The sequence below is a fragment of the Tessaracoccus sp. MC1756 genome, assembly GCF_014164735.1.
Lineage (GTDB): Bacteria > Actinomycetota > Actinomycetes > Propionibacteriales > Propionibacteriaceae > Arachnia.
Map to the genome: position 1 here is coordinate 1,086,361 of NZ_JACJFZ010000001.1, position 20,247 is coordinate 1,106,607.

The following is a 20,247-nucleotide window of genomic DNA, read 5'->3' on the forward strand; positions in this document are numbered from 1 at the left end:
GGGCCGTGCCCCGCCCCGTCGTCCTGGTCTTGATCGCCATCGCTTCCGTCCAGTTCGGGGCGGCGATCGCCAAGTCCATCTTCGACTCGGCCCATCCCGTCACCCTCGCGTTCCTGCGGGCCCTCATCGGCGCGGTCATCTTCCTCGCCTTCTCCCGACCCCGGGTGACTGGCCGGAGCGCCCGCGACTGGCTGGTCGTCGTCGCCTATGGCCTGTGTCTGTCGGGGATGAACATGCTGATCTACCTCAGCTTCCAGCGCATCCCCATCGGACTGGCCGTCACGCTCGAATTCGTCGGCCCACTGGCCCTGGCCGTGCTCGGTTCACGCAGGTGGCTGGACATCCTCTGGGTCTCGCTCGCGGCGACCGGCGTGGTGCTGCTGGGCGCGGGCCCCACCGTCGTGGACCGGCTCGGCATGGTGTTAGCCCTGGCTGCCGGCGCCCTCTGGGCGGCCTACATCGCGTTGGCGGGACCCGTGGGCAGGCGATGGGAGGGCATGAGTGGGCTCACCGTCGGCAGCCTCATCGGCGCCGCGGCCCTGATCGTTCCGGGCACTCTGCTGGCCGACGGCGCGTTCGGCGACCTCAGGGTGCTCGGCGTGATGGCCGCCGTGGCGCTGCTCAGCACCGTGATCCCGTATGCCATGGAACTCCAGGCCAGGCGATCCCTGAAGGCCGCCTCGTTCTCGATCCTCATGAGCCTCGAGCCCGCCGCGGCGGCCCTCTTCGCCTGGATGGTGCTGGGGGAGTGGCTGCGCTGGCCGGAATGGGTGGCGATGGCCTGCGTCATCGTCGCCTCCATCGGCGCGATCAGGACGGCGCGGCAGTGATGGGACCCAACTACCACGGTTGCGCTCCACGCGGCACAATGGGGGTCGTCAGATCAACCGACCACACCACAAGGAGTGCCCCATGAGTGGAGTCATCACCGTCCACCGCAACGACCAGGCGGACCAGGTGGAGCTGACTACCACGACCACGGGGCTCGATCTCTTCGGTGAGGACCGCACGGTCGTCGCCATGCGCGTCGCCGGCGAACTCCTGGACCTCCAGCGCGAACTGGTCGACGGCGACATCGTGGAGCCGGTCGCGATCGACAGCCCGGAGGGCCTCTCGATCCTGCGCCACTCGTGCGGCCACGTCACCGCGCAGGCGCTGCAGGACCTGCACGCGGACGCGCGGCTGGGCATCGGGCCGCCGATCACCGACGGCTTCTACTACGACTTCCAGGTGGACCCGCTGACCCCTGACGATCTCAAGTCCATCGAGAAGAAGATGGGCCAGATCATCAAGGCGCGCCAGCGTTTCGTGCGCCGCGTCGTGACAGACGAAGAGGCCCGCGCGGAGCTGGCTGACGAGCCGTTCAAGCTCGAACTCATCTCCGACAAGTCCAGCGCTTCGGACGACGACGGTTCCTCCGTCGAGGTCGGCGCCGGCGAACTCACCATCTACGACAACCTGAACCGCGACGGCTCGGTGGCGTGGAAGGACCTCTGCAGGGGCCCCCACATCCCGCACACCGGCTACCTCGGCAACGGCTGGGCGCTCACCCGCACGTCCGCCGCCTACTGGCGGGGGGACCAGCGCAACGCCGGCCTGCAGCGGGTGTACGGCACCGCGTGGCCGTCGAAGGACGAACTGCAGGCCTACAAGACCCGGCTGGACGAGGCGGCCAAGCGTGACCACCGCAAGCTCGGCACCGAACTCGACCTGTTCAGCTTCCACGAGATCGTGGGCTCCGGCCTCCCGCTGTTCCACCCCCGCGGGGGTGTGATCAAGCGCGAGATGGAAGATTACGTGCGCACCCGCCACATCCAGGAGGGCTTCGACTACGTCGGCACGCCGCACATCGCCAAGGAGGAACTGTTCTACACCTCCGGCCACTTGCCGTACTACGCCGATGGCATGTTCCCCCCCATCTTGGAGGACGCCGAGCGCGACGAGCAGGGCAACGTCGTCAAGGGTGGCCAGGCGTACCGCCTCAAGGCCATGAACTGCCCGATGCACAACTTGATCTTCTCGTCGCGGGGCCGTTCCTACCGGGACCTGCCGTTGCGCTTCTTCGAGTTCGGCACCGTGTACCGCGACGAGGCCTCGGGCGTGGTGCAGGGGCTGACCCGAGTGCGTTCCATCACCCAGGACGACTCGCACAGCTACTGCACCAAGGAACAGGCGCCGGACGAGGTGCGGCACCTGCTGCGCTTCGTCCTGTCGCTGCTCAACGATTTCGGGCTCACCGACGTCGCGCTGGAGGTCTCCACCCGCGACGAGGACGGCAAGAAGAAGGACAAGTTCATCGGCTCCGACGAGCAGTGGGCCGAGGCCACCGAGATTCTCGAGGGCATCGCCCGCGAATCGGGCCTTCCCGTGGTGGCCGACCCTGGTGGCGCGGCCTATTACGGTCCGAAGATCTCCATCCAGGCGAAGGACGCTATCGGGCGCACCTGGCAGATGTCGACCATCCAGTACGACTTCAACCAGCCGGAGCGCTTCAACCTGCACTACACGGCCTCCGACGGCTCGCGCCAGCAGCCGGTGATGATCCACTCGGCGAAGTTCGGCTCCATCGAGCGCTTCATGGGCGTGCTCATCGAGCACTACGCGGGCGCGTTCCCTGCTTGGCTGTCGCCGGTCCAGGTGACGGCGATCCCGGTGGCCTCGGAGTTCGACGAGTACCTCGGCGGCGTCGTCGCGCAACTGCAGGCCGAGGGCGTGCGGGTGGACTTCGACACCTCGGACGACCGGTTCGGCAAGAAGATTCGCAACGCCACGCAGGGCAAGGCCCCGTTCATCCTGATCGCCGGCGGCGAGGACCGCGACGGCGGCACTGTGTCGTTCCGGTTCCGTGACGGGTCGCAGCGCAACGCCGTGAGTGTCGACGACGCGGTGACCACCATCCTCGACTTCATCGCGTCGCGTTCCAACGAGTCGCCCACCGCCGGCGAGTGACGATGGACGACTTCGAGGCGTCCGGCACGCTGCCAGGTGTGCCGGACGCGTTCCAGCGGCTCTGGACGCCCCACCGCATGGTCTACATCGAGGGGGAGGGCAAGCCGACGGGCGGCCATGACTGCCCGTTCTGCACCTCACCCAAGCGCACGGACGACGACGGACTGGTCGTCGCCCGCGGCGAGCACGCGTACGTGGTGATGAACCTGTTCCCGTACTCGCCCGGACACCTGCTGGTGTGCCCCTACCGGCACGTCGCCGACTACACGGACCTGACGCCTGAGGAGACCCGCGAGGTTTCCGAGCTCACCCAGGAGGCGATGCGCGTGGTGCGGAGCGTCTCGAAGCCGCACGGCTTCAACATCGGCATGAACCAGGGCGACGTGGCGGGGGCGGGCATCGCCATGCACCTGCACCAGCACATCGTGCCGCGTTGGAAGGGCGACATGAACTTCATGCCCGTCATCGCTCAGACCAAGGCCGTGCCGCAACTCCTCGGCGACGCCCGCAGGCTGCTGGCCGAGGCCTGGCACCGCTGACGTGGACCTCAGCACGGTCGTCTGGGCGGTGGGCCGACGGGTGCCCCGGCGGCTCGGCGACGCCTTCGCGCGGCTGGCCGGGCCACTCGTCTCGCTGAAGCGGCTGCCGGCCGTCGACGCGTGGGCAGATTCGGTGGAACACGCAACCGGCGCCAAACCGACGAGCGGGCAACGCCGTCGTCTGTTGGCCAACTGGATCCGCAACAACCTCTGGTCACTGAGCCTTGCGGGGTGGAGCGACGAGGAGATCCTCCGGGTCGTGTCGATCGACGACGACCACCTGGCGAGGCTGCGAGAGTCGGTGGCCGGTCCTGGGTTGGTCCTGGCGCTGCCTCACATGGGTTCCTGGGATTTCGCCGGTGCCTGGGCGGCCAGGGTCGGGCTCAAGGTGGTCAGTGTCGCCGAACGCCTGCCCAACGGGGTCTACGAGCGTTTCGCCGAGGCCCGCGCCGGCATGGGCATGATCATCTACCCCGTCGACCAACCGGACGTGATGCGACTGCTGGCCGAGGACGTGACGGCCGGCCGGCTGGTCTGCCTGCTGGCCGACCGTGACCTCACCTCCCGTGGGCTCAAAGTGCCGTGGCCGGGGGCCGACGCGCTCGTGGGCGTGCCTGCCGGTCCGGCGCTCCTCGCGCGGCGCACGGGGGCCGATCTCCGGGTCACCACCACGTATTTCGACGGTGACCGGCTCAGGCTGGAAGTCTCGGAACCCATCGGGGGTGACAGCGCCGAGGAACTGATGACGGGTGCCGTGGAGGTCTTCGCCGATGCCGTGCGGCGACACCCGGAGAGCTGGCTGATGTTGCGCAAGGTGTTCGTGTGAGCCTCCGCGTCGCGCTCGTGTGCCCGTACTCGCTGGACCAGCCGGGCGGCGTGGCGACGCACGTGCTCGGGCTCGCGGCCTGGCTCAGGAGCCGTGGCCACCGGCCCTTCGTGGTGGCACCGGGCACGGGACCGTCGAACGACGACGTGCACCTCCTGGGAAGGGCGGTCAGCCTGCCGTTCAACGGCTCAGTGGCGCACCTGGGCGTGCTGCCCGATCAGGCGATGAAGGCCCGCGCCGCGATCGACGGCGCCGACCTGGTCCACGTGCACGAGCCGCTGACGCCAGGAGTCGCCTATGCGGTGGCGCGTTCGGCCCGCAACACACTCGTGGTGACCCACCACGCCCACTTCCGGCCCGGGCTCCTCGGCGTTCCGCTCCGGCTACGCGCGGCGCTGCTGCCGCCTCGCCAGAGCATCGCGGTGTCGGAAGCGGCAGCGGAGACGGCGCGCATCGTCACGGGCGCGGCTCCGGTCGTCGTGCCCAACGCGGTGGAGGTGCCCATCGTGCCCCCCGCAGCGAAGCAGGGCGACGTGGTCCTGTTCGTCGGCCGGCTCAACGAACCGCGGAAGGGGTACCCCACCTTCGCGGCCCTGGCCGATCTGGTTCCCGAGGCGACCTTTGTGGCCATCGGCCCCGGCACCGGGGGAGCGGCGCAGGTCCGCGAACTCGGCTCCCTCAGCAACGGGGAGCGGAACCGCTGGTTGGAGCAGGCCCGCGTGCTGGTGGCCCCCAACCGCTTCGGGGAGTCCTTCGGGATCATCCTGATCGAGGCGTTGGCCCGGGGCTGCGCGGTGGTGGCCAGCGACCTCCCCGCCTTCCGAGCGGTCGTCGATGACGATGCCGTCGCCTCCTTCTTCCCACCTGACGACCTGGCCGTGGCGTCGGCGCAGCTGCGCTCGAGGCTCGCCTCCCCGGCGGATCCGGTCACTGCCTGGCAGTCGGCGAGACGCTTCTCCTGGGATGTGGTCGGACCCCAGATCGAGGACGTCTACGCCAGGGCACTCGCAGGCGCGTAGGCGACGCGTCGAAACCGGCGGGCCTGTCTGCGCGATGGCCTAGGCTGGCAATGTGCAAGCATCGCTGGTTCCTCCTCAGGAGTTCGACACCGACGCGGTGCTCACCCTGCCCAACGTGCTGAGCTTCATCCGGCTCCTCGGCGTTCCGCTGTTCACGTGGCTGATCATCGCCGGGCAGGATGTCGCGGCCGTCGCGCTGTTGGCGGGGTTCGGGGCCACAGACTGGGTCGATGGCTTCCTCGCCCGCCGCCTCAGGCAGCGCAGCCCGCTCGGAGCCAAGCTGGACCCCGTCGCAGACCGGCTGTACATCCTCGCCGCGCTGGTGGCGCTGCTGGTGCGCGACATCGTGCCCGTCTACTTCGTGGTCGTGCTCGTGGCCCGCGACGTGATGCTGGCGCTCCTGGTGCCCGCGCTCAAGCGCCACGGCCTGGTTGCCCTGCCCGTCAACTGGGTGGGGAAGACCGGCACCATGCTGCTGCTCCTCGCCTTCCCCCTGATCCTGCTGGGCGCCGGGTCCTCCCTCGGCTGGGAATGGGCGCACTGGACGGGGTGGAGCTTCGGCTGGGCCGGCGCCGTCGCGTACTGGGCAGCGGGTTCGCTGTACGTGCGCGAGACGATTCTGCTCGGGCGGGAGGCCCGGTGAGGCGTCGCCCCGATGCCAGCATGAGCCTGCTCACAGACCTGCAGGCTGAGGCGCTGGAGCCGGAGTACCGCAGCACAACCGCCCCCCGGAACCGGCCGGCGCGCCTGGCCGTCGTGGTCGCCCTCGTGGTGATCCTGCTCACCGTCGCCCTCCTGCAGACCACCCGGAGCACAGGCAGCGCGGCCGAGCAGCGCCAGGAACTGCTCGACAGGGTGGCCGGCGCGCGGGAGCGGCAGGCCATCCTCGGCGACACCGCCTCGGAACTCGAGGACGAGGTCCGCCAGCTGGGAGCCGAAGCGCTCGGGAACCCAGCAGAGCGGGATCTGCTCCTCCTCCTGGACAGGCTCTCCGGCGCCTCGTCGGTCACGGGTCCCGGCATCATCGTGACCGTGGACGACGCCGACGACGCCACCTCGGCCCAGGGCATGGTGCTCGACGGCGACCTCACCCGCCTCGTCAACGGCCTGCGTCAGGCCGGGGCGGAGGCCATCAGCGTCAACGGTCGGCGGCTCAGTGTGCTCACCCCCATCCGCAGCGCCGGTGCCGCAATCACGGTTGACTACGTGTCCCTCAGCCCGCCGTACCGGCTGGAGGTTATTGGTGATCCTGATACGCTCCAGGCCAGATTCAACGAAACCACCGGGGCAGCGTGGTGGCACCTCATCGTGCAGAACTACGGGCTGTCCTTGACCATCACCCAGGCCGACGACGACCTCATCCTTCCGGCTGACCCCGGCATGACGGTGCGCTACGCCAAAGAGAAGTAGGGGACATTCAATGTACGCGATTCTCGGACTCATCGCGGGCGTGGTGCTCGGCGTCGTCCTCCAGCCCACGCTGCCGCCGGTCCTCGCCCCCTACCTGCCCATCGCGATCGTCGCGGCCTTCGACGCCATCCTGGGCGCCACCCGCGCCTATCTGGAGGGCATCTTCTCGGACCGGGTGTTTCTCGTGTCCTTCCTGTCGAACGTCGTGATCGCAGGCCTCATCGTGTTCGTGGGCGACCAGATCGGCGTCGGGTCCCAGCTCTCCACCGGCGTCGTGGTCGTCCTCGGGATCCGTATCTTCACCAACGCCGCGGCCATCCGGAGGGCGGTCCTGCATGCCTGAGCCCGTGGACGAGGTGCAGGTGGACGAGGCGCGGGAGCCGCGTCGGGCCGCCGCCAGGAAGGAACGCAGTCTGCTGCGCGACTTTTTCCGGCCCAGCAGGGGCCAGTTCGTCGTCGGGCTCGCGCTGTTCCTGACCGCGCTGATCGTCGTGTTGACGCTGCGCTCGCAGGCCACCCAGCCGGAGTTCGCCAACGTGCGGCAGGCAGACCTCATCCAGTTGCTGGACAATGTCACCGGCGAGACCCGCCGCTTGGAGGAACAGGTGCGAGAGCTGGAGCGCTCGCGCACAGAACTGCTGAGCGGCGCGGACCGAGACCAAGCGGCCCGCGAGGAGGCGGCCCGGCGTCTGGAGCAGGCCCGCATCATCGCCGGCACTGTCCCTGCAGCGGGTCCCGGGATCCGCATCGAGATCCAGGACCCGGGGGAGCGCGTCACAGCCGAGCTGCTGCTCAACGCCGTCGAGGAACTGCGCGACGCCGGCGCCGAGGTGATCGAGCTCAATGACGCCGTCCGGCTGGTGATGAACTCCTACTTCGCGGCGGACGAGAGCGGGGCGGTGACGGCCGACGGGGTCGCTCTGGCTGAGCCCTACGTCATTGATGCGATCGGTGATCCGGCCACCCTGGAGGCCGGCGCGCGGTTCCGCGGCGGACTGGTGAGCGAGATCGAGGGAGAACGGGTCGGCGGCAGGGTGGCGATCGAGCAGCTGGAGGACGTGGACATCTCCTCCGTGGTGGAAATTGCCGAGCCGCAGTTCGCGCGCCCCCGTTAACAGGCTTGCCCACGGGTGATAAGTTTCCTCACGTAGCCTTTCACATGGCCTGGACAGGGGAATGAGCCCACCCCGCTGAGACGAGGAAGTGACTCCGATGAAGTGCCGCACTTGTGGATCTGAGAGCCCGGTCGAGGCAAGGTTCTGCAGCAATTGCGGCGCCTCGCTGACTGACCCCACCGGTGACACCACCACGATGTTCCCGGTCACCGCCGAAGAACCCACTGAGTCCGTACAGCTGACAGACCAGGAGCGGGCAGCGGCCAAGACCCTGGCCGCCGGCAACGCCCTGCTGATCGTCAACCGTGGCCCCGGCAACTCGAACCGGTTCCTCATCGACTCGGACATCACCAATGTTGGTCGTCACCCGGAATCGGACATCTTCCTCGACGACATCACCGTCTCCAGGCACCACGCGAAGTTCGTCCGCAGCGGCGGCAAGCTGTACCTTGAGGACCTGGGGAGCCTCAACGGCACGTACGTCAACCGCACGCTCCTTGACGGGCGCACCGTGTTGCGCGAAGGTGACGAGATCCAGATCGGAAAGTACCGGGCCACGATCTCGCTGAGTGAGCCCGGACTGGGCTGATGTCGGGAGCGGCGCGGACCATCGGCGTCGTACTGGAGATGATCCGTCCCGAGTTCCCTGACATCTCCGTATCCAAGCTGAGGTACCTCGAGGCAGAGGGACTGATTTCACCGGATCGCCAACAGCCGTCCGGCTATCGCAGATTCTCCCAACAGGACGTGGACAGGCTGCTGTACGTGTTGCGTGCGCAGCGCGACCGCTACCTGCCGCTGAAAGTGATCCGTGAGGAACTGGAGGCGATCGACCGCGGTGAAGAGCCGCCGGACCACGATGCCCACCCGGTGGAGGAGTCGTCGGAACCCAAGCAGCGGCGCGTTCCCAACACGGGGGTCGGGCTCATGGCCCGGCGACAGGTGCTCGCGGAGTCCGGCCTCGGCGAGGCCGCGCTGATCCAGTTGGAGCGGCTGCGCATCATCCAGCCGCGGCGGGGTTCCCAGCTGTACGGCCCGGAGGCGGTCGCGCTGGCCCGCTCCGCGAAGAAGCTCGCAGACTACGGGGTCGATCTGCGCCAGATGCGCGTGTTGCAGCAGGCGGCCGCGATGGAGGCTGCCCTGGTCGAGCAGATCCTCGAGCAGTACCGGCGCAGGCAGGGACCGCCCCCTGAGGTGGTGCGCGACCTCTACAGATCAGTGCTCCAGGCGCACGCCGCGCTGCTTCACGGCCAGATCCACTGAGCTAATGTGTGTCCATGATCGGCCTTGAAGTGCTCGGCATCCGGATCATTTCTCCGGAGGACCCGCCCGTGCTGCTGTTGCAGGAGGAGGGCGGTACCCGCTGCCTGCCTGTCTGGATCGGCGCCCCTGAGGCGGCGGCCATCGCGGTGGCCATGGAGGGCCGGCAGCCGGAGCGACCCATGACGCATGATCTGCTCGGTGCCGTCCTCCAACTCCTGGAACCGGGGGAGGGCATCGTCGTGATCGAGTCCGTCGACGACGGGGTGTACCAGGCCTCGATGCACGCAGGTGGTCACGAGATCGACGCCCGGCCCAGTGACCTGGTGGCTGTTGCTGTCCGGCTCGGCTGGCGCATCGAGTGCCCGCGGGCGCTGATGGACCGGGTGGGCGTCGAGGTTGACACCGCACCCACAGACGAGGTGGAGGCCTTCCGGGCGTTCCTGGACCGAGTCACCCCTGAGGATTTCGAAGACGATGGGAACCCGGAGCACTGACCATCGACGCGCAACCCTCAAGCTGAGGTCGAACCACATCGGTGTAAATATCACCGGTGTTGGGCGTGTCGTTGACCCGCGGCCAGAGGGACGGTTAGCGTCATAAGAGTCGTCGGTGATCCACCACCGGCGCGGTGAGCAAAGCGAGGAATCGTGACCAAGAAGGCAGCGCTGCAGGAAGTGCTCTTTGACGGCGATTTCGCCCCTGTGCCCAGCGACACGGGCTACCGGGGTCCCATCGCGCACCGCGTCGCCGGCATCACCTACCGGCAGCTCGACTACTGGGCCCGCACCGGGCTCGTCGTCCCCTCCATCCGTAACGCCGAGGGTTCCGGCACCCAGCGCCTCTACTCCTTCCGCGACATCCTGCTCCTGCGCGTGGTGAAGCGGTTCCTGGACGTGGGCATCTCGCTGCAGCAGATCCGGTTGGCCATCGAGCACCTGCGTGAGCGCGGCGTCGACGACCTGACGGAACTCACACTCGTGTCAGACGGCTTCAGCGTCTACGAAGTGACGTCCGCGAACGAGCTGTTCGACCTGTCCCGCGGCGGCCAGGGCATGTTCATGATCTCCGTCAGCAGCGTCTGGCGCGAGCTCGAGGGCACCCTCGCCGAACTGCCCGGGGAGCGAATCTCCGACGCGACCCCCGAGGATCATCCGGCGGACGAGCTGGCCATGCGCCGCCGTACCAGGGCCGTCTGAGCACCTGCCTGACCAAAGGGTCTGCCCGTAGCAACCGCTTCCCGGTAGTGTCCTTCGTGTGAAGGACTGGATCAAGAAGGTCACCAGCAAGCCCATGGTCGCCCACGCCATGGCGGCCAACGAGCGCTACGGCAAGCGGATGGGGCCACAGTTCGCCGGCGCCGTCACCTACTTCACCGTGCTGTCCATGGTGCCCATCCTCATGTTCGCCTTCGCCATGTTGGGCCTCACGCTCACGGTGCTGCGCCCAGATCTCCTGGAACAGGTCCAGAACGCCATCACCGCACAACTCGGCGACGAGGGCGTCGGCAAGGACATCGGGGAGTTCATCACAGAGACGCTTTCCGGCTGGCGCGGCATCTTCGGAATCGGCCTGCTGACCGCCGCCTACTCGGGAACCAACTGGGTGGGCAACCTCAAGCGCGCCGTGCGCGTCATGTGGGCGGACAAGTTCTCCGACGCCACGGTCAAGTCCAACTTCTTCGTCGAGCTGCTCATCAACCTGGCGATCTTCGTCGGCCTGCTCATCGCCATGGGCATCGGCGTGGGCGTGTCCCAGGTGGGCCACGGGCTCAGCCAACAGGTCATCGGCTGGCTGGGCTGGGAGGACGTCCCGGGGATCGGCATCCTGTGGCGACTCATCACCGTCGGGCTCACGTTCGTGGTGAGCTGGCTGCTGATGGCGTTCCTGTTCATCGTGATGCCGCGCAGGGCCGCGCGGCCCCGCGCCTGGCTCATCGGCACGCTGATCGGCGCCACGTTCCTGACGATCCTGCAATCAGTGGCTGGGCTCATCATGGGCGTCTTCCGCGGCAACGCGGCTGTCGGGGTGTTCGGCCCCATCATCGTGATGATGCTCGTGTTCAACCTCTTGGCCACCATCATCCTGATGACCGCCGCCTGGGTGGGCACCGATCACGTCTGGCAGGCCGAGAACGCCCGCAAGTACGCCGATGAGCACTCCGGGCTGGCCAACGAGATCGACATCGACACCGACGTCGAGCCGGTCCTCTCCGCTCGACGGGCCAGCCAGCGCTGGGCGGCTACCAAGACCCTCGACGATCTCCGCGGCGCCGCCGCCGCGCTCCCGGAACCGGACCCGGAGACCTATGTACGCCAGGACGTCGCGGCCCGCGGGATGAAGACCAACCTGGGGATCGGCTACGGCGTCGGCGCCGCCACGGGCCTCGGCATCGGCGCGCTGCTCGTCGGTCTCGTGCGCTTCGTGGTGCGCGGCTGAGAACCGGAAACCGGCCGCCCTGACGGGCGGCCGGTCTGTGCCCTCAGCGTCCGTTCAGACGAGCGGGCGGGTAAGGCTGGGTGCTCAGTGGGCGTGGGCCGGAGCCGGGAACTCCTGGCCGATGGCCGCCAGCATCTCCTTGTACCAGTCTTGGTTGATGTCGAAGGCCTTGCCTCCCTTGATGCGATCGAACGCGATGGCGGTGAGCACGTCGCCGTTCTCCTCGTCGTGGCCGATGACACCGGGTTCGCCGGCGAGGGCCTTGTCGACCGCCAGGTCCGTGCACTGCTTGATCAGCGCCAGGTCGGCGTCGTTGGCAGCGGCGGAGCGGCTGAAGTAGCCGGACTTCTGGATCAGCACCTTCTCTGCGTTGAGCTTCTTGGCGAACTGGTCGGCGAACCAGGCGCCGGGGTTCACGTCGTTGAGGCGGACGTGGCCGAAGGGATCGCGCGGCACCTCTTCGCCCGCTGCTTCCATCTCGGCGACGATCGAGTCGAGGCCGGCACCTTCCGACAGGAAGATGGTCACGTTGCCGACCTCATCCATGATCTTGTTCAGGCGCTCAGACTCCTTGGCGATGTTGATCTCGCCTTCCGGCACGTACACGCCGTGCACGTCCCACGCGTCCTTCGAGAGGCCGATCTCGGGGAGCCATTCCTGCTCGTTCAGCCATTCGCGGTACTTCTGCGCTGTGGCGGCGGTCAGCCAGCCGCAGTGGCGGCCCATGACCTCGTGCACGATCAGCATGCGCGAGCCGGAGTTGTGTTCAGCCACGACGTTCTGCGCGAAGATCGAGCCTTGCTCGGCCGCGGTCCAGGCGCCCAGCGACTGACGGATCGGGATGACGTCGTTGTCGATGGTCTTGGGCAGGCCCACGACCGTCAGGCCGTAGTCGTGCTCGGCCAGGTAGGCGGCCAGGTCTGCGGCCGTGGTGTTGGTGTCGTCGCCACCGATGGTGTGCAGCACCTCCACGCCGTCGGCGACGAGGCGGTCAGCGGCCACCTGGAGCGGGTTGGCGCCCTCTTCGACCAGGCCGCGCTTGACGAGGTCCTTGGTGTTGGTCAGCTTGACGCGGGAGTTGCCGACGGGGGAACCGCCGAACTTGTGCAGGAGAGCGGCGTTCTTTCGGACGGTGTCGTCGACGACAAGGAAGTCGCCCTGGAGCAGGCCCTGGTACCCGTGGCGGTAGGCAATGATGTCAACCTCCGGCGCGACCTCGGTGTAGCGCTCGATGAGTCCGCCGATCGCCGAGGAAAGGCAGGGAGCGAAGCCGCCGGCCGTGAGGATGGCTACCTTCTTGACCATGAGTGTCCTTTCGTGTGTGGTGCGACGCGTAGCGCGTCAGAGGCCAGCCTATTGCACCGTCGAATGGGGCTCCTCATGGGGGCTTTGTCCACAGGCCGTCCGCGGACGCGGAACCTGACCCCTCCCATTGGAAGGATGGCGGGATGGGGCGACATAGAGACGAGCGTGGGCTGAGCAACTCGGTGCAGGCCGCCCTGCTATTCCCCGTGGGTCTCGGCCTGTTCCTCGCCCTGCTCCAGTGGGCGATGGTGTCGTGGGCGGAGGGCAGCGCCATCGCCGCAGCGCAGCAGGGCGCCTCCGTCGCAGCTGTGGAGGGCAACACGGCGGGGGAGGGCCGGGCCGCCGCCCTGCAGGCCGCCGCCAACGGCTCCCTGACGGGCGTCACGGCAGACGTCACCCGCGGCGCCCGGCTGACCACGGCCACGGTGACCGGGCGGGCGGTCGTGGTGGTGTGGCCCCGGGACATCAGCCGGACCGTCGTCGTGACGACGGAGCGGGTGACGCAGTCATGATCCGAGGGGAGCGGGGCCTCGCGGTCTCGGTGGAGGCCTCCGTCGTGCTGCCTGCGCTGGTGCTGTTCATCGGATTGTTGCTGACGTTGGCGCGGGGGGTCCTGGCGGAACAGCACGTCGGTGCCGCAGCGGCGGCCGGAGCGAGGGCCGCATCGTTGGAGCGGAGCGTGCCGGCGGCCCAGCGGGAGGCCCGCTCGGCCATCGAACAGGCTCTGCTGCAGCGCGACGTCGCGTGCCGGCACACGGCCGTGGACACCGACGCGACCGGGGTTGCGCGGGCGCTCGGCACCCAGGCGGCGGTCACGGTGTCGATCACCTGCGCCGTCGAGTTGGCCGACATCTCGCTGCCGTTCATTCCGGGCACGATTTCGGTGACAGCTGAACGTGCTTCCCCGGTCGACCCACTCCGGGGCAAGTAGCATCAGAGACATGGCAGCTCAGCAACGACGCATTGGACAGTTCTCCGTTTCACCGATCGGCCTGGGCGGGATGCCCGCCTCGTTCGAGGGGGCGCCGCGCGACAGGGGGATCGCTATGGTCCACGCGGCCCTGGACGCCGGGATCACCTTGATCGACACGGCCGACATCTACGCACCCTCGTGGGACACGATGGGCCACAACGAGCAACTCATCGCCGAGGCCCTGCGCGCCTACGGCGGCGACACCTCGAAGGTGGTGGTCGCGACGAAGGCCGGGATCACCCGCGCCGAGGGGGAGAAGTGGGGCCGCAACGGCTCCGCCGACTACCTGCGCAGCCGGCTCGAGGCGTCGCTCGAGAATCTCGGTGTCAGCCGGATCGACCTCTACTACCTCCACCGGCCGGACCGCAGCATCACGTACGCCGCAGAGGTGGAGGCCTTCGCCCAGTTCAAGCGTGAGGGCCTGGTGGCGGAGGTGGGCATCTCCAACGCCAACGTCGAGGAGATCGCCATTGCCCTCGAAGTGCTGGGCGACGGTGGGCTCGCCGCCGTCCAGAACGAGTTCTCACCTCGCTTCAACCACACAAGCAAGCAGGAACTCGACTACTGCTCCGCCCGCGACATCGCCTTCCTGCCGTTCTCGCCCCTGGGTGGCACGGGCGGACCTGCCGCGAAGGTGGGCGAGAACTACCCCGTGCTCGCGGAGACGGGTGAGGCCTACGGTGTGAGTGCCCAGCGCGCCCTGCTGGCCTGGATGCTGGCGCTCGACGAGCACCTCATCCCCATCCCCGGTTCCTCACGGCCGGAGACCATCGCGGACTCGGCGGCCGCCATGAACCTCACTCTGACAGGCGATGAAGTTGCCAGGATCAGCCATGAACTCCTGGCCCGTGGGTAGCCTGGATCAATGGCTCAGTACTTCGATGTGCATCCTGACAACCCCCAGCCGCGCACGCTCGCGCAGGCTGCCCGGATCCTGGCCGACGGTGGGCTGATCGTCTACCCCACGGACTCCTGTTTTGCGCTCGGGTGCGCCCTCGGCAACGCGGAGGGCATCGAGCGGATCAGGCGCATCCGCAACCTGGATGACAAGCACCACTTCACGCTCGTCGTCGACGAGTTCGCCAAGCTGGGTGAGTACGTGCAGATGGACAACCGGGTGTTCCGCGCCGTGAAGGCGGCCACGCCCGGGCCGTACACGTTCATCCTGCAGGCCACCCGGGAAGTGCCCAAGATGATGATGCATCCCAAGAAGCGCACCGTCGGCGTCCGCATCCCCGATCATCGCACCACGCTGGATCTGCTGGCCACCTACGGTGCGCCCCTGTTGTCCTCGACCCTCCTGCTGCCCGGCCATGAGGAGGCGCAGACCGACGGGTGGGCCATCAAGGAACTGCTGGACCACCAGGTGGAAGCGGTGATCGACAGCGGTGACTGCGGCGTCGAACCCACCACGGTGATCGACATGACCGGCGATGTGCCGGAGGTCGCCCGGGTGGGCGCCGGAGACCCGGCGCCGTTCGAGGAGTAAGGCCTCAGGTCAGGAAGCGGATGGTGGCGGGGTAGCGGTAGGTCCGGCCCTGGCGGTAGGCGGCGGTGCCCTGCAGCGCGCCGAGGATCGCCAGCACGAAGTATCCCGCCGCGATGAACCAGCCGATCACCGGGATGAACGCCAACAGAGACGCCAGCGAGCGGGTGATGGCGAAGTTGAGGATTTCCTTGACGTGCTCGTCCTGCAACGGGTGCTTCCCCTTGTCCACCACGAAGAAGATCAGGGCAGGCACGATTCCGAACAGAGCTGAGAGCCAGTAGTTGAGGAGCATGTTCTGCTCCAGCTGGGCCGGCAGCCGGGCCGGGAGGTAGCCCTGTCTCGGCACCAGGGGATAGGCCATCGGCGGCTCGTAGAGATTCTGCGCACCCGGGTCGTAGCCGCGGTACCCGCGGGGAGGCGAGTAGGGGGCGTTCGGGCTCCTCGGCGGAGCCGGTGGTGGCGTGCGACCGAAGCTCCGCAGGAAGGCTTCATCGGCCTGCGGTGACGGGGTGGCCGGTGGCCGGATGTAGGGGTCGTACGATGCGTCCGAATCATGCTGATTCTGGCTCACGATGCCTCCTCATGGACGACCAGACCAGCGTAACCCCGTACCCTCCGTCAGGGTGGGGCGGGATCTCCGATCAGCAAGAGATGCTCGCGGCCGGCCTTCGGCCCCGCGCGAGGAGGGGGAGCGCGAGGCCGGCCACGGAGGTCCTGAGGTGATCCCTGTCAGCGGCGCCCGCCACCCAGCAGGTCTCCCAGAATCTGCCCGAGCACACCGCCACCGAGGCCGCCGCCGCTGGGCTGGTTGGTCTGCTGCGTTTGCGGGAGCGGGTTTTCGTCCTCGTCCGGGAACGGCATGGTGGGTGCGCCGGGGGTGTTCGTCGGCGCGGGTGCCCGGAACTGCGGATCGGTCTGAGGGGTCGACGGCGGGGGAGCCTGCTCGCCTCGGCCGCCGCCCAACACCTGACCGAGGATGTCGCCGAGACCGCCACCGCCACGTCCTGTGGGTGTCGCTTCCGGCTGGCCCTGGCGCTCGTCACGGCCCATGAACTTGCCGGCGAGCCAGGACATGACGATGGGGGCGAGGATCGGGATGAGCTTCTGGATGAGGCCGCTGCCGCCGCCCAGCCCGCCGAGTTGGTTCACGACCGCCTCTTCATTGCGACCGAAGATGTTGTGGCTGATCTTGGCGCCCTCAGCGGTGTCCACCTGCGAGAGGTTGACGCCCCCGCGCAGCAACGCGGGGTCGTGGTCCTGCAGCGCCCGGGCCAGGGAGGCCTCACCGGCGGGGTCCTGCGCGTTTGCGCCTAGTCCCATCAGGAGCGCCGGAAGCGCGTTGCGCACGGCGTTCTCCACCTCGGCGCGCGGTTCTCCCACCTCGTGCGCGATCTGATCCATGGGGAGGTCGTCGAGGATCTCTTCGTAGTTGAACATGTCAGTGCTCCTTCTCTGTTCGGCACGCAGGGGGTGCAGATGCCCCACGCTACCCAAGGGCACGGCTCGTCAAGGGGAAAGCGGCGAAGCAGCGTCGCCAGACGAAGGCGCCCGGCGTCCTCGCTGTGGCGTTGAGCCTCCAACGGGGGGCGCCGGGCGCCATTTCACATCAGCCGACCTCCACGGCGGGCAGCGTGGCGACGAAAGCCGCTTGAAGCACGCTGGTCCCAGCCGAATCCGCGGCGGCGTCAAACACCAGGGCGGGCCGGAAGAGACCGGCGGCGACATCCGCTTCAGTCACCGTGTACTTCGCGGTCGTGCACGCCTGCGTCGCACCGGCTGCGAGGTTGGAGTAACGACAGTTCGGAGTGCCTGTGGTCAATGCCCCGGCGAGATTGCTGGAGCGAGGGAACGCAGTGAGCGCCGACCCGGTGTTGTTGCGGTACGTGACGCGGAACGTCAGCACATTCCCGACGGTGGGCGTGGCGATGTTGTCGGTGCGAGCCATCGTGACCGTGAGGGACCCAGGCGCTCGGCCGAAGATCTGCAACTCACGAGCCGCGACGTAGGTGTTGGCGGGAGCCCCATATGTGCTGAGGATCTGCAGCCGCACGAACTTGGCCTGCCCCTGCAGGGAGACCAGCTTGGTGTTGGCATCATTGGCCCAGGTACCCGTAGCCACCTCCACCACGGAGGATGCGTCGTTGCCGATCAGCACCCGGTATTGACCAGGTCGGCCGTTGGCTGCGCCGGAACCGCCCCCGGTGTGCGGGGTGAGCACCAGCGAGCTCAACTCGATAGGCGCCGCTCCCAGGGACACGTCGATGTTGTAGGGGAGTGTCACGGCCGTGTTCCACGGCGAGTGGAACGCGGTCGTGAGATCACCGTCGAAGAGATGTGAGCTCTCTTGACCCGGCTGGGATGCCAGCGCACTGGTCAACGTCAGTGGTGCGGCCGACACGGTGGCGGGCCGAAGGAGCCCGTCGAGAAGTGCGCCGTAGCCGCTGAGCAGCGCGGTGCGTTGGTTGGCGTCGGTCACCTCGTTGATCGCGTTGCGCAGCTGGGAAGCGACGACGTCAAGTCGCGTGCCGGGCTGTGCGTCGGCGGTGTCGCGGAGGTCGCTCAAGGCAACCCCGAGCGCGGCGGCAAACTCCGCTTGGACATTGCCCGTGCCGCCCACCTTGATCAAGCCGTGGTCGGTGACCTGATACTGCGTGGTCATCGCCGTCGCGTTGAGGCTCGGCTTGGCCGCGCCCGTGTTGGCGTCGGTCTCAACCAGCCTGTTGTGTTCGCGGTGCTTGATGGTGACGATGTTTCCAGCAGAGGCCGGGACCGTGGTGGAGCGAGCCATGCCGCTGCGGCCGGCGTTGCCGATGAAGCTGCGGTCGAACAGCGTGGTCGTGCCGGATGTCACCGTGATGCGGGCGTATTCGTCCGTGAAGTACGAGTGGGGTGCCCCGAGCCCATCGTTGACGGTGAAGGTAGCGGTGGCGGGGTCGTGCACGACATTGGCGAAGTTGCCGTCGCCCAGTCCCAGCAGGCTGAGCTGCGTCGCGTTGACGGCGCTGCGCGCTGCCGTTGCCGGGTACGCGACAGACGCAACGGTGTTACCGCCTTGGCTCACCTTGACGCTCTGACGCTGGGGGACCGTCCCGGTGGCGGAGTCCTGCGGGAAGCGCACGGTGTAGGTGCCGATCGGCAGTTGTCCGAAGTCAGCCACACCATTGACGAACGCCGCCTGGCCGACAAGCCGGGAACCGGCCCAGACCGTGGCGCTACGGCCCTTGATCCGGTTCGGGTCGCCGATGCTCGCCTGGGCCTTGAGGCTACCTGCGTAGCTCAGCGTCTGGAGGTCGAGGGTGGAGACGAGCTGGCCGGGGGAGGCCAGCCCCAACGTGTTCGCCGCTGCCGTCGCCATCGCATAGTCGGTGAAGTAATCGCCCAGAGGCAGGACCGACGGCAGTTGCGCGTGGTCACGAATCGCTGTCTCGACCCTAGGGCTGACCGGGAGTCCGAACTGGGCCAACCAGGGGAGGAGGTCATAGCCCTGCTTGGCTCCCCAGTGCTCCGCGATCAGGTCGGTGCGGCTCGGCCATCCGGTGAAGGAGGGGTCTGCGCGCAACTCGCGGAGGGAGCGGTTGAAGCCGCTGAATCCGTCTGCGCCGGTGAGTTCCGCGATTCGCGCCAGCACGTCGAGACGGAGCCGCACGTTGATGGCGCCGAAGTTCTGGCCGTTGGTGCTACGGCGTGCGTCGTCCAACACCTTCTGGTCTGCCGCGCGGCCGTTGTTGTACAGCCAGTTACTCGTATGGCCGAGCACGTGCGCTTGGTATTGGTAGGCGTAGACGTTGTTCCACACCTCGCCCAACTGCATGTCCAGGGGACCGCTCGACCCGGTCATCATGCCGTCGTAGCCGTGGCCGACTTCATGGAGAATCAGCCACGAGCCGGGGCCCTGCAGGTAGTAGCTCACCGAGTTGTTGTTCGTGCCGATGGCGTTGTTGGGACCGTAGTAGGCAAGGCCCGGGCCGTTGATGTCCGGGCGGATGAAGTACGCCTGCGGGAGGTCGTGGTGCACGGGGTTGCTGTGCGCGTCGTCGATGCCGAGCCATCCGTTGTAGGTGCCGAGCAGGTGGCGGTAGCTCTGGATGACGTGATTCAGGTCGGTGTAGTCCGACCACGAGAAGTCCTGGATCTTGGGCAGATCCACGCGGGGGATCAGCATCGTGAACGCCTGGTCAACGATGAGCGCGAAGGGCGAGGTGCCTCCGGCCCACTGCTGGACGAAGGTCGCTTGAGAGTTGTTGAGTCGGAACTCGGGCATGACGTGCTCGGTCCCCGTCGCGACGCGGTATTCAATCTGCGGCGCGGTGGCCCATTGCTTCGACCGTGCGAAGACGGCGCTGTCCTTCTTGGCCGTGAGCGGCAGCCACGATCCGTCCACGGGCAAGGCGAGTTGGACGTCCTGCTGGTGGTCGTCGGTGGTGAGCGCGATGGTGACGTCGCCCACACCGTTGGTCACGCGTGCTTCGACGACAGCACCGGAACTCACGGAGATCCCGAGTGATTCGCGCATCATTCCGCGACCTCGGTTGGTGCCTACTTGGGTGATGACGTTGTTTCCTGCTGTGAGGGGAGCCAGGGTGCGGGTATGGGTGACGGCGGCCTCGGCGTTGGCCGTGCTGCTGATGGCGAACGTGATCGCCATGGCCCATGCCAGGAGTACTGCTGACACGGTTCTCGCTAATCGAACTGAATGTGACAAGGAATCTCCAACACCAGTCGCGGTGTGACGGCGGCAGCTGCTCCCGTCCGACGTTGGCCGGGTTGTGCCGCACCGCGAAAGTAGACGGAGCGAACGGTCACGTCCGAGAGCTTTTCTCCTTGTGCTCACGTTTAGTGATCGGACGACCGATGATGGGGGTCGTACCGGGCGAAATGACATAATGTAGCTTATCGGTCATACGGGTTGGGGTCGCCGGGAGG

22 protein-coding genes are annotated in these 20,247 nt (G+C 67.7%); 18 read left to right on the forward strand and 4 right to left on the reverse strand.

The window, feature by feature from the left end:
* The first annotated feature begins 5 nt into the window (after positions 1 to 5).
* The 14 genes from H5393_RS05060 (at position 6) to H5393_RS05125 (ending at position 11,557) form a co-directional block, all read left to right on the forward strand.
* Entirely contained in the window at positions 6 to 830 is an 825-nt protein-coding gene (locus tag H5393_RS05060) for an EamA family transporter (protein ID WP_182765690.1), read from the forward strand.
* Positions 831 to 912: 82 nt separating this feature from the next.
* Complete coding sequence (gene thrS, locus H5393_RS05065; protein WP_182765691.1) at positions 913 to 2,949, forward strand: threonine--tRNA ligase; 2,037 nt, start codon at positions 913 to 915, stop codon at positions 2,947 to 2,949.
* A gap of 2 nt (positions 2,950 to 2,951) precedes the next feature.
* Positions 2,952 to 3,488, forward strand: coding sequence for an HIT domain-containing protein (locus H5393_RS05070; protein ID WP_182765692.1), 537 nt, complete (start codon positions 2,952 to 2,954; stop codon positions 3,486 to 3,488).
* Position 3,489: 1 nt separating this feature from the next.
* On the forward strand, positions 3,490 to 4,314 hold the full coding sequence (locus H5393_RS05075; protein ID WP_182765693.1) for a hypothetical protein: 825 nt from the start codon (positions 3,490 to 3,492) through the stop codon (positions 4,312 to 4,314).
* Positions 4,311 to 5,333: a glycosyltransferase family 4 protein gene (locus H5393_RS05080; RefSeq protein WP_182765694.1), complete on the forward strand. Its 1,023-nt coding sequence runs from the start codon at positions 4,311 to 4,313 to the stop codon at positions 5,331 to 5,333. The genes H5393_RS05075 and H5393_RS05080 overlap by 4 nt, the downstream gene beginning before the upstream one ends.
* Positions 5,334 to 5,385: 52 nt before the next feature.
* Positions 5,386 to 5,976 (forward strand): CDP-alcohol phosphatidyltransferase family protein, encoded by a 591-nt coding sequence (locus tag H5393_RS05085; RefSeq protein ID WP_182765695.1) that lies wholly within the window; start codon positions 5,386 to 5,388, stop codon positions 5,974 to 5,976.
* A gap of 20 nt (positions 5,977 to 5,996) precedes the next feature.
* Entirely contained in the window at positions 5,997 to 6,743 is a 747-nt protein-coding gene (locus H5393_RS05090) for a DUF881 domain-containing protein (protein WP_255436256.1), read from the forward strand.
* 10 nt (positions 6,744 to 6,753) lie between these two features.
* Positions 6,754 to 7,086, forward strand: a complete 333-nt coding sequence (locus tag H5393_RS05095) for a small basic family protein (RefSeq protein ID WP_076058817.1) — start codon at positions 6,754 to 6,756, stop codon at positions 7,084 to 7,086.
* Complete coding sequence (locus H5393_RS05100; protein ID WP_182765697.1) at positions 7,079 to 7,858, forward strand: DUF881 domain-containing protein; 780 nt, start codon at positions 7,079 to 7,081, stop codon at positions 7,856 to 7,858. Before H5393_RS05095 ends, H5393_RS05100 begins: the two co-directional genes overlap by 8 nt.
* A 97-nt stretch (positions 7,859 to 7,955) precedes the next feature.
* Positions 7,956 to 8,447 carry an FHA domain-containing protein gene (locus H5393_RS14825; protein WP_182764628.1) on the forward strand — a complete coding sequence of 164 codons (492 nt, stop codon included), beginning with the start codon at positions 7,956 to 7,958 and terminating at the stop codon, positions 8,445 to 8,447.
* Positions 8,447 to 9,121, forward strand: coding sequence for a MerR family transcriptional regulator (locus tag H5393_RS05110; protein ID WP_182764629.1), 675 nt, complete (start codon positions 8,447 to 8,449; stop codon positions 9,119 to 9,121). Before H5393_RS14825 ends, H5393_RS05110 begins: the two co-directional genes overlap by 1 nt.
* 14 nt (positions 9,122 to 9,135) lie before the next feature.
* The gene (locus H5393_RS05115; protein ID WP_182764630.1) at positions 9,136 to 9,615 is read left to right on the forward strand and encodes a bifunctional nuclease family protein; all 480 of its coding nucleotides are present in this window, start codon (positions 9,136 to 9,138) and stop codon (positions 9,613 to 9,615) included.
* Positions 9,616 to 9,768: 153 nt separating this feature from the next.
* Positions 9,769 to 10,317 carry a MerR family transcriptional regulator gene (locus tag H5393_RS05120; protein ID WP_305791384.1) on the forward strand — a complete coding sequence of 183 codons (549 nt, stop codon included), beginning with the start codon at positions 9,769 to 9,771 and terminating at the stop codon, positions 10,315 to 10,317.
* A 58-nt stretch (positions 10,318 to 10,375) separates the two neighbouring features.
* Positions 10,376 to 11,557, forward strand: coding sequence for a YihY/virulence factor BrkB family protein (locus H5393_RS05125; RefSeq protein WP_182765698.1), 1,182 nt, complete (start codon positions 10,376 to 10,378; stop codon positions 11,555 to 11,557).
* An 84-nt stretch (positions 11,558 to 11,641) separates the two neighbouring features.
* Here H5393_RS05125 and H5393_RS05130 read toward each other — a convergent pair whose 3' ends face one another.
* Positions 11,642 to 12,862 (reverse strand): pyrophosphate--fructose-6-phosphate 1-phosphotransferase, encoded by a 1,221-nt coding sequence (locus tag H5393_RS05130; RefSeq protein ID WP_182765699.1) that lies wholly within the window; start codon positions 12,860 to 12,862, stop codon positions 11,642 to 11,644.
* A 143-nt stretch (positions 12,863 to 13,005) separates the two neighbouring features.
* On the opposite strand from H5393_RS05130, the gene H5393_RS05135 reads away from it, so the two are divergent.
* The 4 genes from H5393_RS05135 to H5393_RS05150 are packed head-to-tail and all read left to right on the forward strand — an operon-like array spanning position 13,006 to position 15,324.
* On the forward strand, positions 13,006 to 13,374 hold the full coding sequence (locus H5393_RS05135) for a TadE/TadG family type IV pilus assembly protein (protein WP_182765700.1): 369 nt from the start codon (positions 13,006 to 13,008) through the stop codon (positions 13,372 to 13,374).
* Positions 13,371 to 13,793, forward strand: a complete 423-nt coding sequence (locus H5393_RS05140) for a TadE/TadG family type IV pilus assembly protein (RefSeq protein ID WP_182764634.1) — start codon at positions 13,371 to 13,373, stop codon at positions 13,791 to 13,793. Before H5393_RS05135 ends, H5393_RS05140 begins: the two co-directional genes overlap by 4 nt.
* 10 nt (positions 13,794 to 13,803) lie before the next feature.
* Positions 13,804 to 14,691 (forward strand): aldo/keto reductase, encoded by an 888-nt coding sequence (locus tag H5393_RS05145; protein ID WP_182765701.1) that lies wholly within the window; start codon positions 13,804 to 13,806, stop codon positions 14,689 to 14,691.
* A gap of 9 nt (positions 14,692 to 14,700) precedes the next feature.
* On the forward strand, positions 14,701 to 15,324 hold the full coding sequence (locus H5393_RS05150; protein ID WP_076058839.1) for an L-threonylcarbamoyladenylate synthase: 624 nt from the start codon (positions 14,701 to 14,703) through the stop codon (positions 15,322 to 15,324).
* Positions 15,325 to 15,328: 4 nt separating this feature from the next.
* On the opposite strand, the gene H5393_RS14830 is transcribed toward H5393_RS05150, so the two are convergent.
* The 3 genes from H5393_RS14830 to H5393_RS14835 all read right to left on the reverse strand — a co-directional run bounded on the left by H5393_RS14830 (position 15,329) and on the right by H5393_RS14835 (position 19,996).
* Positions 15,329 to 15,895, reverse strand: a complete 567-nt coding sequence (locus H5393_RS14830; protein ID WP_182765702.1) for a DUF4870 domain-containing protein — start codon at positions 15,893 to 15,895, stop codon at positions 15,329 to 15,331.
* 158 nt (positions 15,896 to 16,053) lie between these two features.
* Positions 16,054 to 16,761: a DUF937 domain-containing protein gene (locus H5393_RS05160; protein WP_182765703.1), complete on the reverse strand. Its 708-nt coding sequence runs from the start codon at positions 16,759 to 16,761 to the stop codon at positions 16,054 to 16,056.
* A gap of 169 nt (positions 16,762 to 16,930) precedes the next feature.
* Positions 16,931 to 19,996 carry a putative mucin/carbohydrate-binding domain-containing protein gene (locus H5393_RS14835; RefSeq protein WP_182765704.1) on the reverse strand — a complete coding sequence of 1,022 codons (3,066 nt, stop codon included), beginning with the start codon at positions 19,994 to 19,996 and terminating at the stop codon, positions 16,931 to 16,933.
* Positions 19,997 to 20,247: the final 251 nt, after the last annotated feature.

Coding starts and splice junctions, on each gene's coding strand:
- thrS (WP_182765691.1), top strand. CDS start 913: ATGAGTGGAGTCATCACCGTCCACCGCAACGACCAGGCGGACCAGGTG.
- H5393_RS05110 (WP_182764629.1), top strand. CDS start 8,447: ATGTCGGGAGCGGCGCGGACCATCGGCGTCGTACTGGAGATGATCCGT.
- H5393_RS05090 (WP_255436256.1), top strand. CDS start 5,997: ATGAGCCTGCTCACAGACCTGCAGGCTGAGGCGCTGGAGCCGGAGTAC.
- H5393_RS05115 (WP_182764630.1), top strand. CDS start 9,136: ATGATCGGCCTTGAAGTGCTCGGCATCCGGATCATTTCTCCGGAGGAC.
- H5393_RS05135 (WP_182765700.1), top strand. CDS start 13,006: ATGGGGCGACATAGAGACGAGCGTGGGCTGAGCAACTCGGTGCAGGCC.
- H5393_RS05100 (WP_182765697.1), top strand. CDS start 7,079: ATGCCTGAGCCCGTGGACGAGGTGCAGGTGGACGAGGCGCGGGAGCCG.
- H5393_RS05150 (WP_076058839.1), top strand. CDS start 14,701: ATGGCTCAGTACTTCGATGTGCATCCTGACAACCCCCAGCCGCGCACG.
- H5393_RS05095 (WP_076058817.1), top strand. CDS start 6,754: ATGTACGCGATTCTCGGACTCATCGCGGGCGTGGTGCTCGGCGTCGTC.
- H5393_RS05145 (WP_182765701.1), top strand. CDS start 13,804: ATGGCAGCTCAGCAACGACGCATTGGACAGTTCTCCGTTTCACCGATC.
- H5393_RS05070 (WP_182765692.1), top strand. CDS start 2,952: ATGGACGACTTCGAGGCGTCCGGCACGCTGCCAGGTGTGCCGGACGCG.
- H5393_RS05130 (WP_182765699.1), bottom strand. CDS start 12,862: ATGGTCAAGAAGGTAGCCATCCTCACGGCCGGCGGCTTCGCTCCCTGC.
- H5393_RS14825 (WP_182764628.1), top strand. CDS start 7,956: ATGAAGTGCCGCACTTGTGGATCTGAGAGCCCGGTCGAGGCAAGGTTC.
- H5393_RS05140 (WP_182764634.1), top strand. CDS start 13,371: ATGATCCGAGGGGAGCGGGGCCTCGCGGTCTCGGTGGAGGCCTCCGTC.
- H5393_RS05160 (WP_182765703.1), bottom strand. CDS start 16,761: ATGTTCAACTACGAAGAGATCCTCGACGACCTCCCCATGGATCAGATC.